The 16,014-nt window shown below is 71.2% G+C and carries 15 protein-coding genes; 4 read left to right on the top strand and 11 right to left on the bottom strand.

What is annotated here, in order from left to right:
- Positions 1 to 6 precede the first annotated feature (6 nt).
- Genes ABZ930_RS11110 through ABZ930_RS11100 form a run of 3 tightly spaced genes read right to left on the bottom strand, consistent with a single transcriptional unit; the run spans position 7 to position 3,525 of the window.
- Positions 7 to 789, bottom strand: a complete 783-nt coding sequence (locus tag ABZ930_RS11110; RefSeq protein ID WP_361545048.1) for a 3-oxoacyl-ACP reductase — start codon at positions 787 to 789, stop codon at positions 7 to 9.
- A gap of 8 nt (positions 790 to 797) precedes the next feature.
- Positions 798 to 2,156, bottom strand: coding sequence for an aldehyde dehydrogenase family protein (locus tag ABZ930_RS11105; protein ID WP_361545045.1), 1,359 nt, complete (start codon positions 2,154 to 2,156; stop codon positions 798 to 800).
- A 10-nt stretch (positions 2,157 to 2,166) separates the two neighbouring features.
- The gene (locus ABZ930_RS11100; RefSeq protein WP_361545042.1) at positions 2,167 to 3,525 is read right to left on the bottom strand and encodes a glutamine synthetase family protein; all 1,359 of its coding nucleotides are present in this window, start codon (positions 3,523 to 3,525) and stop codon (positions 2,167 to 2,169) included.
- An 85-nt stretch (positions 3,526 to 3,610) separates the two neighbouring features.
- Between ABZ930_RS11100 and ABZ930_RS11095 the strand changes: the two genes are divergently transcribed.
- Positions 3,611 to 4,336 (top strand): FCD domain-containing protein, encoded by a 726-nt coding sequence (locus tag ABZ930_RS11095; protein WP_361545039.1) that lies wholly within the window; start codon positions 3,611 to 3,613, stop codon positions 4,334 to 4,336.
- 156 nt (positions 4,337 to 4,492) lie between these two features.
- Entirely contained in the window at positions 4,493 to 5,191 is a 699-nt protein-coding gene (locus tag ABZ930_RS11090; protein ID WP_361545349.1) for a gamma-glutamyl-gamma-aminobutyrate hydrolase family protein, read from the top strand.
- Between the two features lie 19 nt (positions 5,192 to 5,210).
- Here ABZ930_RS11090 and ABZ930_RS11085 read toward each other — a convergent pair whose 3' ends face one another.
- Positions 5,211 to 6,101: a LysR family transcriptional regulator gene (locus ABZ930_RS11085; RefSeq protein WP_361545346.1), complete on the bottom strand. Its 891-nt coding sequence runs from the start codon at positions 6,099 to 6,101 to the stop codon at positions 5,211 to 5,213.
- Between the two features lie 151 nt (positions 6,102 to 6,252).
- On the opposite strand from ABZ930_RS11085, the gene ABZ930_RS11080 reads away from it, so the two are divergent.
- Positions 6,253 to 7,380, top strand: coding sequence for a TDT family transporter (locus ABZ930_RS11080; RefSeq protein WP_361545036.1), 1,128 nt, complete (start codon positions 6,253 to 6,255; stop codon positions 7,378 to 7,380).
- Positions 7,381 to 7,420: 40 nt separating this feature from the next.
- Here the strand turns inward: ABZ930_RS11080 and ABZ930_RS11075 are convergent, their stop codons facing one another.
- From ABZ930_RS11075 to ABZ930_RS11045, 7 genes are all read right to left on the bottom strand, one after another.
- A complete protein-coding gene (locus ABZ930_RS11075; protein WP_361545033.1) occupies positions 7,421 to 8,134 on the bottom strand; it encodes a helical backbone metal receptor in 714 nt (237 codons plus the stop codon).
- Between the two features lie 9 nt (positions 8,135 to 8,143).
- On the bottom strand, positions 8,144 to 8,719 hold the full coding sequence (locus ABZ930_RS11070; RefSeq protein WP_361545030.1) for an XRE family transcriptional regulator: 576 nt from the start codon (positions 8,717 to 8,719) through the stop codon (positions 8,144 to 8,146).
- 112 nt (positions 8,720 to 8,831) lie between these two features.
- Complete coding sequence (locus ABZ930_RS11065) at positions 8,832 to 9,815, bottom strand: hypothetical protein (RefSeq protein WP_361545027.1); 984 nt, start codon at positions 9,813 to 9,815, stop codon at positions 8,832 to 8,834.
- Between the two features lie 107 nt (positions 9,816 to 9,922).
- Positions 9,923 to 10,357 (bottom strand): hypothetical protein, encoded by a 435-nt coding sequence (locus ABZ930_RS11060; RefSeq protein WP_361545024.1) that lies wholly within the window; start codon positions 10,355 to 10,357, stop codon positions 9,923 to 9,925.
- 23 nt (positions 10,358 to 10,380) lie between these two features.
- Positions 10,381 to 10,809, bottom strand: a complete 429-nt coding sequence (locus tag ABZ930_RS11055) for a hypothetical protein (RefSeq protein ID WP_361545021.1) — start codon at positions 10,807 to 10,809, stop codon at positions 10,381 to 10,383.
- A gap of 240 nt (positions 10,810 to 11,049) precedes the next feature.
- Positions 11,050 to 13,671, bottom strand: a complete 2,622-nt coding sequence (locus tag ABZ930_RS11050; RefSeq protein WP_361545018.1) for an ABC transporter permease/substrate binding protein — start codon at positions 13,669 to 13,671, stop codon at positions 11,050 to 11,052.
- Positions 13,664 to 14,770, bottom strand: a complete 1,107-nt coding sequence (locus ABZ930_RS11045; RefSeq protein ID WP_361545015.1) for a glycine betaine/L-proline ABC transporter ATP-binding protein — start codon at positions 14,768 to 14,770, stop codon at positions 13,664 to 13,666. The genes ABZ930_RS11050 and ABZ930_RS11045 overlap by 8 nt, the downstream gene beginning before the upstream one ends.
- Before the next feature lie 241 nt (positions 14,771 to 15,011).
- On the opposite strand from ABZ930_RS11045, the gene ABZ930_RS11040 reads away from it, so the two are divergent.
- On the top strand, positions 15,012 to 15,971 hold the full coding sequence (locus ABZ930_RS11040) for a 5'-3' exonuclease (RefSeq protein ID WP_361545343.1): 960 nt from the start codon (positions 15,012 to 15,014) through the stop codon (positions 15,969 to 15,971).
- Positions 15,972 to 16,014 lie beyond the last annotated feature (43 nt).

Raw genomic sequence — 16,014 nt, 5'->3', positions numbered from 1 at the left:
GGTCCTCTACAGAGGCGTGACGTAGGCGCCCGAGATCCCGCCGTCCACCAGGAAGTCGGTGGCGTTCACGAACGAGGCGTCGTCGCTGGCCAGGAAGGCGACGGCGGCGGCGATCTCGTCGGCGGCGGCGAACCGGCCGACCGGAATGTGCACGAGGCGGCGTGCCGCGCGCTCCGGGTCCTTCGCGAACAGTTCCCGCAGCAGCGGGGTGTCGACGGGGCCGGGGCACAGGGCGTTGACCCGGATGCCCTCGCGGGCGAACTGCACGCCGAGTTCGCGGGACATGGCGAGGACGCCGCCCTTGGACGCGGTGTAGGAGATCTGGGAGGTGGCCGCGCCCATCCGGGCCACGAACGACGCGGTGTTGATGATGGAGCCCTTGCCCTGGCGCCGCATGTACGGGATGGCGGCCTTGCAGCACAGGTACACGGAGGTGAGGTTGACGTCCTGGACGCGCTTCCACGCCTCCAGGCCCGTGTCGAGGATCGAGTCGTCGTCGGGCGGTGAGATGCCCGCGTTGTTGAAGGCGACGTCGACGGAGCCGTAGGTGTCGAACGCCGCCTTGAAGAGGGCCTCGACCTGTTCGGCGTCGGTGACGTCGACCCGCACGAAGGTGCCGCCGACTTCTTCGGCGGCCTTCTTGCCCGCGGTCTCGTCGATGTCGCCGCAGACGACGTGCGCGCCCTCGGAGGCGAGCCTGCGGGCGGTGGCGAGGCCGATGCCGCTGCCCGCGCCGGTGATGACGGCGGTGCGGCCGACGAGGCGGCGGCAGATGTTCTCTTCGGTCATGGGTTTTCTCAGGCCTCCGTGCTGATGAAGACGTTCTTGGTTCCGGTGAAGGCGGTGAGGGCGTCGGGGCCCAGTTCGCGGCCGAGGCCGGACTGCTTGAAGCCGCCGAACGGGGTCCAGTAGCGCACGGCGGAGTGCGAGTTGACGGACAGGTTCCCGGCGCGGACGGCACCCGACACCCGCAGGGCACGGCCGAGGTCCCGGGTCCAGAGAGATCCGGCGAGGCCGTACGGGGTGGCGTTGGCGAGGCGGATCGCGTCGGCCTCGTCGGTGAAGGGCAGCAGGATGGCGACGGGGCCGAAGATCTCCTCGACAGCCGCGGGCGAGTCGGCGGCCTCGGCGGTCAGTACGGTCGGCGCGCACCAGAAGCCGGGCCCGGTGGGCGCGGTGCCCCGGATGCCGGGGGCGGAGTCGGGGACGAAGCCCTTGACCCGGTCGAGTTGCGCGCGGGAGATCAACGGGCCCATCTGTGTCTTCTCGTCCAGCGGGTCGCCCACGACGACGGCGCCGAGCGCGTCGGTGAGCAGCGCCGCGGCCTCCTCGTACACCGTCTCCTGGACGAGGATGCGGGTGCGGGCGCAGCAGTCCTGGCCGGAGTTGTCGAGGAACGAGAACGGGTCGAGGGCCTTCGTCAGGTCCGCGTCCGCGAAGACGACGTTGGGGCTCTTGCCGCCGAGTTCGAGGGTGACCGGCTTGACCAGGGCGGCGCAGCGCTCCATGATCTCGCGGCCGGTGCGGCTCGACCCGGTGAAGACGATCTTCGCGACCCCCGGGTGGTCGACGAGGGCGCGGCCCGCGATGTTCCCGTGCCCCGGCAGGACCTGGAACAGGCCCTCGGGAAGGCCGGCCTCCAGGGCCAGTTCGGCCAGGCGCAGGGCGGTGAGCGGGGTCGTCTCGGCGGGTTTGAGGACGACCGCGTTGCCCGCCGCGAGGGCGGGGGCCGTGCCCCAGGCGGCGATCGGCATCGGGAAGTTCCAGGGCGCGATGACGCCGACGACGCCGAGCGGCTCGTGGAAGGTGACGTTCCAGCCGCCGGGGACCGGGATCTGCGCGCCGTTGAGGCGTTCGGCGCCACCGGCCGCGTAGTGGAGCAGGTCCCGTACGTTGCCCGCCTCCCAGCGGGCGTTGCCGATGAGGTGTCCTGCCTCGCGGACCTCCAGCCGGGCGAGCTCTTCGAGATGGCCGTCGACGGTGTCGGCGAAGCGGCGCAGCAGGCGGGCACGGTCGGCGGGGGCGGCCGCGGCCCAGGCGCGCTGGGCGACGACGGCGCGGGCGACGGCACGGTCGACGTCCTCGGCGCCGGCGGCGGGCACGGTCGCGACGACCTCTTCCGTCGCCGGGTTCAGTACCTGGAGCTCCTGGGGCACAGGGGGTTCCTCACATGCGTTCGAAGGAGCGGCGCAGCTCCCAGTCGGTCACCGCGGCGTCGAACGCGTCGAGTTCGACCCGCGCCATGTTGCGGTAGTGGGCGACGACCTCGTCGCCGAACGCGGCCTTGGCGACCGGGCTGTTCTCCCACAGCTCGGCGGCCTCGCGCAGGGTGGTGGGGACGTGCGCGTAGTCGGCGGCGTAGGCGTTGCCCGCGCAGGCGTCGGGGAGGTCCAGCTCGTGCTCGACCCCGTAGAGGCCCGCGGCGACGAGGCCCGCGACGGCGAGGTACGGGTTCACGTCGCCGCCCGGCAGCCGGTTCTCGAATCTCAGGGAGCGGCCGTGGCCGACGACGCGCAGCGCGCAGGTGCGGTTGTCGTGGCCCCAGGCGACGGCGGTCGGGGCGAAGGAGCCCGGCTGGAACCGCTTGTAGGAGTTGATGTGCGGCGCGTAGAGGAGGGAGAAGTCGCGCAGCGCGGCGAGCTGTCCGGCGAGGAAGTGCCGCATCAGCGGGGACATGTCCCGGCCGTCGGCCATCGCGTTGGCGCCGTCCGCGTCGGCGAGGGAGAGGTGGATGTGGCAGGAGTTGCCCTCGCGCTCGTTGTACTTCGCCATGAAGGTGAGCGAGACGCCCTCCTGGGCGGCGATCTCCTTCGCGCCCGTCTTGTAGATCGCGTGCTGGTCGCAGGTGACGAGGGCCTCGTCGTAGCGGAAGGCGATCTCGTGCTGGCCGGGGTTGCACTCCCCCTTGGCGGACTCGACGGTGAGACCCGCGCCCGCCATCTCGTTGCGGATCCGGCGCAGCAGGGGCTCGACGCGGCCGGTGCCGAGGACCGAGTAGTCGATGTTGTACTGGTTCGCCGGGGTGAGCCCCCGGTAGTTCGCGTCCCAGGCCTGCTCGTAGGTGTCCTTGAAGACGATGAACTCCAGCTCGGTGCCGACCTGGGCGGTGAGCCCGAGCGCGGCGAGCCGGTCGAGCTGGCGGCGCAGGATCTGGCGGGGCGCGGCGACGACGGGCGCGCCGTCGTCCCAGGCGAGGTCGGCGACGAGCATCGCCGTGCCCGCGTTCCAGGGGACCCGGCGCAGGGTGGCGAGGTCGGGGTGCATCGCGAAGTCGCCGTAGCCGCGCTCCCAGGACGACATCGCGTAGCCGTCGACGGTGTTCATCTCCGCGTCGACCGCGAGCAGGTAGTTGCAGCCCTCGGTGCCGTGCTCCAGGACCTCGTCGAGGAAGAAGGGGGCGGCGAACCGCTTGCCCTGCAACCGTCCCTGCATGTCGGGAAAGGCGAGGACGACGGTGTCGATCTCCTCGTTCGCGACGAGGTCGCGCAGTCCCTCGACGGAGAGCGGGGGTGTGCGGTCTGCCACGGGAAAGGCCTCCTCGGGTCCGCCATGAGCCGATGCGCCTTAAGGTATGGGCTGCAACCATTGGTTGGGAAGGGGATCAGGGCTCATGTCGCGCACGGATGCGGACGGGGGACTCGCGACGGTGCTGCGCCCGGTGCGCGCGGGCAACGGCTTCGAGGAGGCGCTGGAGCAGATCCTCCAGGTGGTCCGGCTCGGCCTGGTGCCGGCCGGTGAACGGCTGCCGTCCGAGCGGGAGTTGGCGGAGCGCCTGGGGATCAGCCGGGTGACGCTGCGCGAGGTGCTGAAGGTCCTCCAGGACCAGGGGCTCGTCGCGGCCCGGCGCGGCCGGTACGGCGGGACGTTCGTGCTGCCGCGCCCCGAGGCGGCCGGCGAGGACGAACTGCGGCGCCGCATCAGGGGCGTCGACGTGGAGGACGTGCTGCGCTTCCGCGAGGTCCTGGAGGCGGGGGCGGCCGGGCTGTGCGCGGCGCACGGCCTGGACGGCGCGCGGGCCGGGCGGTTGCGCGCCGCGCTCGAGGACACCCACGACGCGCCCCTGGCGGACTACCGGCGCCGGGACACGCTGCTCCATCTCACGCTCGCCGAACTGTGCGGTTCGCCCACGCTCGCCGCGCAGTACGCGGCGGTGCGCGCGACGGTGAACGACCTCCTGGACTGCATCCCGCTGCTGGTCCGCAACCTGGAGCACTCCCAGCGCCAGCACACGGCGCTGGTGGCGGCGGTGCTCGACGGGGACGCGGACGGCGCGCGGGAGACGATGCGCGAGCACTGCGCGGGCACGGCCGCGCTGCTGCGCGGCTTCCTGGCCTGAACGGACCCCTGAGCGGGACCGTCGGCGGAAAAGGTCCGGATCCGGGCCATTGGACGGGGGCGCGCTGCCCGCATGCTGAACGCCCCGGTGTGGGGCGCCATGATCTCGTACCCTCTGGTGTCCCTGTCGCACAACAGAGGTCGGGAGCGCAGCACCATGGTGAGCAGGCCGCTGATCGGCATCAGCACCTACCTGGAGAAGAAGGCCAGTTGGGGGGTGTGGGAGATGCCCGCGACGCTCCTGCCCGCCGGATACCCGCAGCTGGTGCAGTCCTCCGGCGGGCTCGCCGCGACGGTGCCGCCGGACGACGCCCGGCACGCGCCGTCGGTGGTGGCCCGGCTCGACGGGCTGATCATCGCGGGCGGGCCGGACGTGGCGCCGGAGCGGTACAAGGCCGAGCGCGACCCGCGCACCGGCCCGTCCGCCGAGGAGCGCGACACCTGGGAACTCGCCCTGATCCGGGCCGCCCTGACGGCCGGTAAGCCACTGCTCGGCATCTGCCGCGGGATGCAGCTGCTGAACGTCGCGCTCGGCGGCACGCTCACCCAGCACCTCGACGGCCACATCGAGACGACCGGTGTCTTCGGCCGCCACACGGTGACGCCGGTGCCGGGCACGCGGTACGGGGAAATGGTCCCGGAGCCGGCCGCGGTGCCGACCTATCACCATCAGGCCGTGGACCGTCTGGGCAAGGGCCTGGTCGCGTCGGCGTACGCGGCGGACGGCACCGTCGAGGCCGTCGAACTGCCCGGCATGTCCTGGGTGATCGGGGTGCAGTGGCATCCCGAGATGGGCGAGGACACGCGCGTCACGCAAGGACTGGTACGCGCCGCGGGCACCCCGCACGGCTTCTGAGCCACCGGCCGACGGGCCCTCAGCCCGTCCGGGTCAGGCCCAGCAGATCGCGCGCCGGACCCGTCGGCCGGTGGCCGGTGGGCCAGACGGCGCGCAGCGCACGGGTCAGCGGGGCCGCGTCCAGCGGGATCTCGACCAGGCGGCGGGCGGACAGCTCCTCGCCGACGGCGAGTTCGCTGAGCACCGAGGGGCCCGCGCCGCTCACCGCCGCGGCCTTCACCGCCGTCGTCGAGGAGAGTTCGATCAGCGGGCGGGCCAGACCGCCCAGGGCGGCGTCGAGGACCTGGCGGGTGCCCGAGCCCTCCTCGCGGAGGATGAGCGCGGTCGCGGCCAGTTCGTCCGGCGGCAGCGGTTTGCGGCGGCGGGACCAGGGGTGGCTGGGGGCCGTCACGACGACCAGCCGGTCGTGGGCGATGACCGTCGAGTCCAGGCCGGCGGGGACGGTCAGGCCCTCGACGAACCCCAGGTCCGCCTCGCCCGCGAGGAGGCGCTCCGCGACCACCGCCGAGTTCCCGGCCAGCAGCGAGACCGCCGTGTCGGGCCGTGCCGCCCGCAGCGCGAGAAGCCAGCGCGGCAGCAGGTACTCGGCGATCGTCATGCTCGCCGCCACCGTGAGCCGCGAGTCCCGGCGGTCGCGCAGCGCCTGCGCCCCCGCGTCGAACTCCTCCGCCGCCGCCACGATCCGCCGCGCCCAGTCGGTGACCAGCGCGCCGGTGCCGGTCAGCCGGGAACCGCGCGGGGAGCGGTCGACCAGGGCCAGACCGAGCTGGCGCTCCATGGAGCGGATCCGGCTGCTGGCCGCGGGCTGGGTGATGCCCAGTTCACGCGCGGCGGCGCCGAGGCTGCCGAGCCGCGCCACGGCGAGGAGCAGTTCGAGCGCGCCGAGATCCGGAACGCGGTGGGCGAGCAGCCCGGGCGGGGACACCCGCACCCTTTCCTGCTGTTCCTGGTGTTCCGGTTGCTCCCGCTGCCCCTGCCGTTCCTCGCCCATAAGGCCAGGTTATGCCCTCATACGGAGAACGTCCCTGGTGGGGGGCGGTCGGGCGGCACATCGTGAAGGCATGGTCACTGCCGCCCAGCCCCGCTCCGTTCCCGCCACCGACGCCCCCTCCGCCCGGGCGGTCGCCGTCCGCCACCTCGGCCCCAACTGGTACGCGGCCGTCATGGGCACCGCGATCGTCGCCAACGCGGGCGCGACGCTGCCGGGCCGGCTCCCGGGTCTGCGGACCGCCTGCACGGTCGTGTGGGCGCTGTCGGCCGTCCTGCTCGTGGCGCTGCTGACCGCCCGGGCGCTGCACTGGACACACCACCGCGACCAGGCGCGGGCCCATCTCCTCGACCCGGCGGTGGCCCCCTTCTACGGCTGCCTGTCGATGGCGCTGCTCGCGGTCGGCGCCGGGACGCTGCTCGTCGGGCAGGACTGGATCGGCCTCGGCGCGGCCGTGGCGGTCGACACCGTGCTGTTCACGGCGGGCACGCTCCTGGGACTCGCCGCCGCCGTCGCGATCCCGTACCTGATGGTCGTACGCCATCGGATCGAGCCGGGGCAGGCGTCGCCGGTGTGGCTGCTCCCCGTGGTCGCGCCGATGGTGTCGGCGGCGGTCGGGCCGCTGCTTGTGTCGCACCTGCCGGCCGGGCAGTGGCAGGAGTCCTTCCTCTTCGTCTGTTACGCGATGTTCGGTCTCAGCCTGCTGGCGACGCTGGTCATGCTGCCGGTGATCTTCGCCCGGCTGGTCACGGCGGGCCCGCTGCCGCTGCTGCTGACCCCGGCCCTCTTCCTCGTCCTCGGGCCGCTGGGCCAGTCGACGACGGCCGCCAACAAGTTCGCCGACGTCGCGGGCGACGTGCTCCCCGCCTCCTCCGCGCACGGCTTCACGGTGTTCGCGGTGCTGTACGGGGTGCCGGTGATGGGGTTCGCGCTGCTGTGGCTGGCGTTCGCCGGGGCGATGGTGGTGCGGGCGCGGCGCGAGGGGATGGGGTTCGCGATGACGTGGTGGGCGTTCACGTTCCCCGTCGGGACCTGTGTCACCGGCGCGGAGGGGCTCGGCAAGCACACGGGTCTGGCCGTGTTCGACGGGCTCGCGCTGGTGCTGTACGCGGTCCTGGTCGGGGCCTGGGCGGTGGCGTCGGTCCGGACGGTCCGGGGGCTGCTCGACGGACGGCTCCTGGCGCCGCCCGCCCGCGCGTGACGGTCGGCGCTTCGGGGCCCGGCGACATGGCGCCGTCCGCTCAACCGCCTCCCAGCGCCCTGCGCAGCACCCCGGGTGCCTGCCCGAGCGACGGGCCGTACCAGGTGAGATGACGGCCGCTGACCAGCGCCGACGGTGCCCGGAACGCCTCCGGTCCGTCGTCGGCGGTGAAGCGGTACGGCTCGTCGGGCAGCACCACCAGGTCCTTGTCCACGGCGTCCAGTTCGTCGAGCGGGACGCGGGGATAGCGCTCGGCGTGGTCCGCGTACACGTTGTCGACGCCGAGGCGGGCGAGCAGATCGCCGGCGAAGGTGTCCCGGCCGACCACCATCCACGGGCGCCGCCAGACGGGGATCACCGCCCGGACGCGACGGGCGGGCGGGGGAACGGCGACCCAGGCCTCCTCCGCCTCGTCGAGCCAGCGCGGCCGGGACCGGGCCCCGCACGCGCGCAGCACCCGGTCGAGCTCCGCCGTCGCCTGCGGCAGGGTGCGCACCTCGGTGACCAGGACCTCGATCCCGGCGGCGCGCAGGGCGGCGAGGTCGGGGGCGCGGTTCTCCTCCTCGTTGGCGACGACCAGGTCGGGGCGGAGCGCGACGATCGCCGGGACGTCGGGGTTCTTGGTGCCGCCGATCCGGGCCACGGCCAGCCCCGAGGGGTGGGTGCACCAGTCGGTGGCGCCGACGACCACGCCGCCCGGGAGCGTATGGGCGACCGCTTCGGTCAGGGACGGCACGAGGGAGACGACGCGCACGCCGGGGCCCTACTTGGGGCCGGGCTCGTCGACCGCTTCGATGTGCTCGGCGACCGCCACCACGAGCACCCGCGCGTCCGGCACGGTCGCCCGCCACCGGTGCCGTACGCCACCGGTCAGGTACAGGGTGTCACCGCGCACGAGACGGTACGCGCGGCCCTCCGCCTCCACCTCGACGGCACCCTCGGTGACATGCATCAGCGCGTCGTTGCGCAGCTGGAACTCGCGGCCCGGGTCGTGGTCCCCCACGAACTCCTGGGCGTGCATCTGGTGGTGCCCGCGCACCAGGGACCGTACGACGCCGCCCGCCGAGTCGTCCTCGACGGAGGTGTCGTCGGCGCGGACCAGGTCGACGGTGCGGGCCGGGTCGGCGGCGGCGAGCAGTTCGACGGCGGTGGTGCCGAGGGCGTCGGCGACCTTCTCCAGGGAGCGGCGGCTGGGCCGCGCCCGCTCGTTCTCCACCTGGCTGAGGAAGGGCACCGACAGGCCGCTGCGCTGGGCGACGGCGGACAGCGTCAGCTCGAGTGTCCGGCGCCGGCGCCGGACGGCCGCGCCCACGCGGAGTGACTCCTTGTGCTCATCCATGACGTCCGCTCCCTCCCACCGCCGGCCGTGTCCGTTTGATTGCACCCTACGCATGTTCGTCGCGCCGTTTCATGCGAGCGGGGCAAGCCGTGGTCCCGGTACCGGCCGTGTGCTACAGCTCGCGCCAGTACACGAGCTGTCCTGCCTCCCCCGGCGCGGCCCCCTCCGCCGGGATGAACAGGCTTACCAGGAGCGCCCGGTGACCGCCAGGGTCCGTGATCCGGGTGACCGACGGATTGGCGAAGGAGGTGGAGCCGCCGTCGGTGCGCAGCGGGACCCGGTCGGCTCGGCCGGACGCGGGATCGTAGGCGTACGCCGACCAGCTGCCGAAGTCGTCGCGCCACCGCTGCCCCTCGATGAGCACCATGGGCTCTCCGGCGAGGCCGACCCGGTCGCGGTCCCCTATGTTGCCGCTGGTGCCGTACCGCTGCACGGCCCGGTCGAGGCGGTGGTCGGGAGCGGCGTGCCAGGTGGTGAAGTCCTTCAGGGTGGCCGTGAGTTGGCGGTCGGTGTCGCAGTCGGCGCGGTAGTGGCCGGTCAGCTCGACGGTGCCGCCGCGCACGGCGGTGATCGCGGGGGTGCCCTCGGCGCAGGCCGAGAGGGTGCGGGGCGCGTCGAAGCGGTGGGCGGCGCGACCGGCGAGGAGTGCGTCCAGATCGTCGTAGGCGCGTACGGCGATGTGGTTGCGGGGGTCCTTCTCGTACGCGAGGACGTAGCCGCCGTGTCCGTCGGCGGCGAGCGCGGGCTGGCTGGAGCCGGCGCCGAAGTCGTGGCGGCGCTGCCAGTGCAGCAGATCGGCGGAGGTGGCGACGGCCGAGTGGAAGCGGCCGTCGGCGCGCATCGTGTGGTAGACGGCCAGATACGTTCCGGAGCCGGCGCCGGAGGCCTGCACGATCTGCGCGGCGTCCATGGTGGCGCTGGTGTCGTCGGTGAGCCCGTAGCGGCGCCCGTCCGCCGCGGTGACATCAGCGACAAGCGAGACAAAACGGGCGGTGGCCGCCGAGGCCGGGTGGACGCTGGCGGCGGGCAGCTGGATCAGCAGCAGGACGGCGGCCAGCGCGGCGGCGACGAAGGCGCTGAGCCGGGCGGCGGTCACGGTGCTGTCGAGGTTACGAGCGGACGGCGCCCGTCCGGCCCGGGATGTGACGTGGGCTCCGCCACAGACCGCGAGGTCCGGGGCGGAGCCCATAGGTGGTTCGGGCGTCAGGACGCCTTGGAGCTCAGCGGCGAACCGGCGTCACCGTTGAACAAGGGGGTGCCCCCCTCGAACTCCATGCCACGGAACGTGATGGTCGACGTCTCCGGGATGGTGTCGGCCCAGCTGCAGTACGTCCAGCCCCCCGCCTTGCCCGAGTAGTCATGGCACTCGTAGTCCCAGACGTCGCTGTCGCCGTTGGCGAAGCCCCAGCCGCCGACGGCGTGGTGGCCGTCCTCCTGCTTGTCGAGGACCCAGATCTTGTCCCCGTCCTTCTGGAAGCAGACGGTGACGCCCTTGCCGACGGAGCACTGCGCTCCGCTGGGCGGTCCCGACCCCTTCTTCGCCGTCTGCTTGACCGACTCGGTGGCCGACGCCGGGGTGGCGGCCAGCGCGAGACCGGCGACGATCGCGCCGGTCACCAGTGCAACTCTGCGGATCATGACCTCTCCTCTCCGGTGCGGTGTCAGGACGTGGGCGTGATGACCTGCGGGCTGGCGCCGTTGGGGACGATCTGGTCGCCCTCCATGGTCATCGGCCAGAAGGTGAGGGTGGAGTGTTCCGGGATGATGTCCGCCAGGTCCTTGCAGACGGTCCAGCCGGCCGCCGTGCCGTGATGGTCGTGACAGCTGAGCTCCGGCTTCGAGCCCTGGCCGTGCCACCAGAAGATGACGGCGGCGTGGTGGCCGTCCTCCTTCGCGTCCTTGACCCAGATCTGGTCGCCCTTCGCGACGTAGCACCCCTGGGCCCAGCCGTCGGTGGAGCAGGCGGCACCGGCCGGCGGTCCGCCGGACACGTTCACCGCCTGGTGGCCCGCTTCGGCCGAAGCCGTCCCGGCGCCGACGGCCGCCAACAACAGGGCGCCGCCCACGACGGCCCCAATGCGTTTCAGCATGATTCCCCCTTCATGAATGAAAAAGCGCGTGAAAAAGACCGGAATTGGTCGGTTCCGGATTCACGAACACCCAGAGCCTTTCATTTTTCGACACCATCGATCAACTAGTCGACGGAATCTCCACATCCGTTGCAAGGCATACAGAAAGGCAAAGAGAGCAAAGCAAAGGGGCCCTGCCGGCAGACGCCGGCAGGGCCCCTCAACTGCTGTCTTCTTAGCTGTCTTCTTACAGGTCCCCGATCAGGAAACGGGGGCCAGCTTGTCCTCCAGGCCGGGCTGGGAGTCCAGCCACTTCCGGGCGGAGGCCTTCTCGTTGCCGGCCCCGCCCTTCTGGATCTCCACCTCGAGCGAGGCGAGCTGCTTGTCGGTCATCTTGAAGTTCTTCAGCCACTTGGTGAACTCGGGGAAGTCCGAGGCGAAGTCCTTCTTGCCGACGATGTGGATCCGCTCGCCCTTGCCCCAGGCGCCCTTCGGGTCCTTGAGCTTCTTCAGGTCGTACTTGCCGTACGCCCAGTGCGGCGACCAGAGAGTCACCACGACCGGCTCCTTCTTCTTGATGGAGCGGTTCAGCTCGGCCAGCATCGACGAGGTGCTGGAGGAGACGACCTTGTACTCGCCCTCCAGGCCGTACGCCTTCAGGACCTTCTTGTTCAGCGTTCCCATCATTCCGGCACTGGCCTCAATGCCGATGATCTTGCCGTTGAACTTCTTGCCCTGGCCCTTGAGGTCCTCGAGCGAGTCGATGCCCTTCACGTACGAGGGAACGCTCAGCTCCAGCGACGTGGGCCCGTACCAGGAGCCGATGTCGGAGAGCTGGTCCTTGTACTTGTCCACGTACTGCTTGTGCGTCTGTGGCAGCCAGCTGTCGAGCTGGACGTCCATCTGCCCCTGCGCGAGCGAGGTGTAGAGGGGGCCCGGGTCGAGCTGCTTGAGGTTCGGCTTGTAGCCGCGGTCCTCCAGGATGTTCTGCCACAGGTAGGTGGTCGCGATGGCCTCGTCCCACGGGAAGTAGCCCATGTTGACGGTCTTGCCCGCGTCCTTGCCCTGCTTCTGCGCGCCGCCGCCCGGAACCGGGGCCAGCTGGTCGACCAGACCCGGGTTCTTCTTCAGCCAGGTGCGCACGCCGTCCTGCTCGTGGCCCTCACCGGCGGCCTTGATGTCGTTCTCCAGGCTCGTGAGCTGCTTCTCGGTGAGCTTGAAGTCCTTCAGCCACTTGGCGACCGTCGGGTCCTTCTTCGCGAAGCCCTTGTGGGCGACCGTGTGCAGGTTCTCGCCCTTGCCCCAGGCACCCTTCGGGTCCTTGAGCTTCTTCAGGTCGTACTTGCCGTACGCCCAGTGCGGCGACCACAGGGTCACCACGACCGGCTCCTTCTTCTTGAGGGAGCGCTCCAGCTGGGCGAGCATCGTCGAGGTGCTGGACGAGACGACCTTGTACTCGCCCTCGAGGCCGTACTCCTTGAGGACCTTCTTGTTGAGGGTCCCCATCATTCCGGCGCTGGCCTCGATGCCGATGATCTTGCCGTCGAACTTCTTGCCCTGACCCTTGAGGTCGGCGAGCGAGTCGATGCCCTTCATGTACGAGGGGACCGTCAGCTCCAGCGACGTCGGGCCGTACCACGAGCCCATGTCGTCGAGCTGGTTCTTGTACTTGTCCCAGTACGCCTTGTGCGTCGTCGGCAGCCAGGAGTCGGTCTGGAAGTCGATGTCGCCGCGCGCCACGCCGGAGTACAGCGGGCCCGGGTCGAGCTGCTTGACGTCCGTCTCGTAGCCGCGCTGCTCCAGCAGCTCCTTCCACAGGAACGTGGAGGCGGTGCCCTCGTCCCACGGGATGTAGCCGATGTTGATCTTCTTGCCCTGGCCGACGTTCGTGCTCTTCCCCGCGGTGGAGGAGTCGTCCGAGCCCGCGAGGTTCATCCCGCCGGCGACGAGCGCCAGCGCGACCACGCCGACGACGGCGACGACGCCGGCCGGCTTGTAGTGCGCGAAGGAGAACCCGCTGCGGGTCGCGGCCAGCTTGGCGGCGGCGCGGCGGCCCAGCGGGGAGACCCGCTCGTTGAGCGCGCCCGTCATCCGGTCCAGGTACATGGCCAGGACGACGACCGCGACACCGCTCTCGGCCGCGAGGCCGACCTTCAGCTGGGTGATCGCCGAGTAGACCTGCTCACCGAGGCCGCCCGCACCGGCCATACCGCCGATGACGACCATCGACAGGGCCAGCATGATGACCTGGTTGACACCGGCCATGATCGTCGGCAGCGCGAGGGGCAGCTGGACGCGGGTCAGGGTGGAGCGCGGGCTGGTGCCGAACGCGTCGGCCGCCTCGATCAGCTCACCGTCGACCTGCCGGATGCCCAGCTCGGTCATGCGCACGCCGGGCGGCATCGCGAAGATGACCGTCGCGAGCAGGCCCGGGGTGGTGCCGACGCCGAAGAACATGACGCCGGGGATCAGGTAGATGAACGCCGGCATCGTCTGCATGACGTCGAGCACGGGCCGGATGGCGCTGCTGACGCGGCTGCTGCGCGCGGCCCAGATGCCGACCGGCACCGCGATGACGATCGTGATGACCGCCGCGACGAGCACGAGGGACAAGGTGTCCATCGCGTCGTCCCACAGGCCGAGCGAGTCGATCAGCGCCATGCCGACGAAGGTCAGGACGCCGGGGAGCAGACCGCGCAGCCAGCACGCGATCACCGCGAGGATGCCCGCCATCAGCAGCGGCTCGCCGCCGCCGAGCACGGCGTCCACGCCGTCGTACATGCCACCCAGAACGGACTGGACGACATCGAACAGCCAGGTCAGATGCGACTGCAGCCAGTCGACCGCATCCTCGACCCAGTCACCGAAATGAAGCCTAGGCACCGGCGTTCACCTTCTCCACCGGGCCGTCGCCCTCCGAGTCCTGCGGGGCCCCTGAGCCCTGGGAGTCCTCGACCGTCTTCATCGGCTCGCCGAGCACGGCGAGCAGCCGCTGCCGCGGGACGACACCGAGCAGCTTGCCCGCGTCGTCCGTCACGGCCACGGGTATCTCGCTGGTCGAGCAGGGCGTGAACAGCTCGATGATCGGGGTGTCCTCGGTGACCGTGGCCGGGGCCTCGGACGCCTTGTATCCCTTGTCCGGGGTGGCCATGATCGCGCCCGCGCTCAGCACGCGGGAGCGGTCGACGTCCTGGGTGAAGGACGCGACGTAGTCGTTGGCCGGCGTCACGAGGATGTCCTCGGCGGAGCCGATCTGGACGATGCGGCCGTCACGCATGACGGCGATGCGGTCGCCCAGGCGCATGGCCTCGTTCAGGTCGTGGGTGATGAAGACGATGGTCTTCTTCAGGGTCTTCTGCAGTTCGAGCAGCTGGTCCTGCATGTCGCGCCGGATCAGCGGGTCGAGCGCGCTGAACGACTCGTCCATGAGGAGCATGTCGGCGTCGGTGGCGAGCGCGCGGGCCAGACCCACACGCTGCTGCATACCGCCGGACAGCTCGTCGGGGAAGGACTTCTCCCACCCCTTCAGACCGGCCAGTTCCAGCGCCTCGTGGGCACGCTTCTCGCGCTCCGCACGCGGCACGCCCTGCACCTCGAGCCCGTAGGCCGCGTTCTCCAGGACGGAGCGGTGCGGGAAGAGCGCGAAGTGCTGGAAGACCATGCTGATCTTCTTGGAGCGCACCTCGCGCAGGTCGCGTGCGGACAGCTGCGTCAGGTCCTGGCCGTCGAAGCGGACGTGTCCCGCCGTGGGCTCCAGGAGTCCGTTGAGCATGCGCAGCAGCGTGGACTTGCCTGATCCGGACAGACCCATGACGACAAAGATCTGGCCCGGCTCGACGGTGAAGGACGCTTCGATGACGGCGGCTGTGGTGCCGTCGGCGCGCAGTTCCTCACGGTCGGCTCCGCGGCGGAGTTTTTCCACCGCCTCAGCGGGTCGTCTTCCGAACACCTTGTACAGGTCTTCGGCTTCAAGCCTGGACACATACACCTCTCGGGTTGAAGCAGGACGGCCCGCCTCCCCCGCCGGCGGGCCGCGGAGCGACACGGGTTCTGCCCGTCCGATCGACCGTGCCCAACCGTTCACTAGTTGAATGCGGGACCGGATTCGCTCCGGGTCGGCGCCTGCCCGGGCTTATGCAGACCAAACACATGAGTGGTCCAGTTCACATTCCGTTCACCGCGTGTCCGGTGTCTGTCGGTGTCTGTCAGTGGGCTACGGCATGATGCGCAAGGTGACTCAAGGACCCGCAGCCCCCTCCGCGAACGCCCGTCTGATGCTGCTCGACACCGCGTCCCTGTACTTCCGGGCCTACTTCGGGGTGCCCGACTCCGTGAAGGCCCCGGACGGCACTCCGGTGAACGCGGTGCGCGGACTGCTCGAATTCATCACGCGCCTCGTCCACGACCACCACCCCACGCACCTGGTGGCCTGCATGGACGCGGACTGGCGCCCGCAGTGGCGCGTCGACCTGATCCCGTCGTACAAGGCGCACCGGGTCGCCGAGGAGACGCCGTCCGGGACACCGGACGAGGAGGAGGTGCCCGACACCCTCTCGCCGCAGGTGCCGATCATCGAGGCGGTGCTCGACGCGGTGGGCATCGCCCGCGTCGGCGTCGCCGGGTACGAGGCGGACGACGTGATCGGCACGTTCACCGGGCGGGCGAGCGGCCCGGTCGACATCGTCACCGGCGACCGCGACCTGTTCCAGCTCGTCGACGACAAGCGGGAGCGGCGCGTGCTGTACCCGGTGAAGGGCGTCGGCACGCTGCAGATCACCGACGAGGAGCTGCTGCGCGAGAAGTACGGGGTGGACGGCTCCGGCTACGCGGACATGGCGCTGCTGCGCGGCGACCCCAGCGACGGCCTGCCGGGCGTCCCCGGCATCGGCGAGAAGACGGCCGCGAAGCTGCTCGCGCAGTTCGGGGACCTGGCCGGGATCATGGCCGCGGTCGACGACCCGAAGGCGAAGCTGACGCCGACGCAGCGCAAGCGGCTGGACGAGTCGCGTCCGTACCTGGCGGTGGCGCCGAAGGTCGTCCAGGTCGCGGGCGACGTCCCGCTGCCCGACGTGGACATCGCCCTGCCCCGGACGCCGCACGACGCGGCCATGGTCGAGCAGTTGGGGGCCCGCTGGGGCTTGGGCGGTTCTTTGCAGCGGCTGCTCACCACTCTCTCAGGATGAGGTGTTAGCTTAGGTATACCTAAGTAGCAGTGGATCAAGGGAG

Origin of the sequence: Streptomyces sp. NPDC046716, assembly GCF_040645755.1 — a bacterium.
GTDB lineage: Bacteria > Actinomycetota > Actinomycetes > Streptomycetales > Streptomycetaceae > Streptomyces.
Note: the sequence above shows the minus strand (reverse complement) of the source record. Positions and strands in the feature narration are given on the sequence as shown.

Excerpts from the sequence above, each read along its gene's own strand:
- ABZ930_RS11070 (WP_361545030.1), bottom strand. The coding sequence starts at position 8,719 with ATGGATGAGCACAAGGAGTCACTCCGCGTGGGCGCGGCCGTCCGGCGC.
- ABZ930_RS11040 (WP_361545343.1), top strand. The coding sequence starts at position 15,012 with ATGCGCAAGGTGACTCAAGGACCCGCAGCCCCCTCCGCGAACGCCCGT.
- ABZ930_RS11090 (WP_361545349.1), top strand. The coding sequence starts at position 4,493 with ATGGTGAGCAGGCCGCTGATCGGCATCAGCACCTACCTGGAGAAGAAG.
- ABZ930_RS11095 (WP_361545039.1), top strand. The coding sequence starts at position 3,611 with ATGTCGCGCACGGATGCGGACGGGGGACTCGCGACGGTGCTGCGCCCG.
- ABZ930_RS11110 (WP_361545048.1), bottom strand. The coding sequence starts at position 789 with ATGACCGAAGAGAACATCTGCCGCCGCCTCGTCGGCCGCACCGCCGTC.
- ABZ930_RS11080 (WP_361545036.1), top strand. The coding sequence starts at position 6,253 with ATGGTCACTGCCGCCCAGCCCCGCTCCGTTCCCGCCACCGACGCCCCC.
- ABZ930_RS11055 (WP_361545021.1), bottom strand. The coding sequence starts at position 10,809 with ATGCTGAAACGCATTGGGGCCGTCGTGGGCGGCGCCCTGTTGTTGGCG.
- ABZ930_RS11060 (WP_361545024.1), bottom strand. The coding sequence starts at position 10,357 with ATGATCCGCAGAGTTGCACTGGTGACCGGCGCGATCGTCGCCGGTCTC.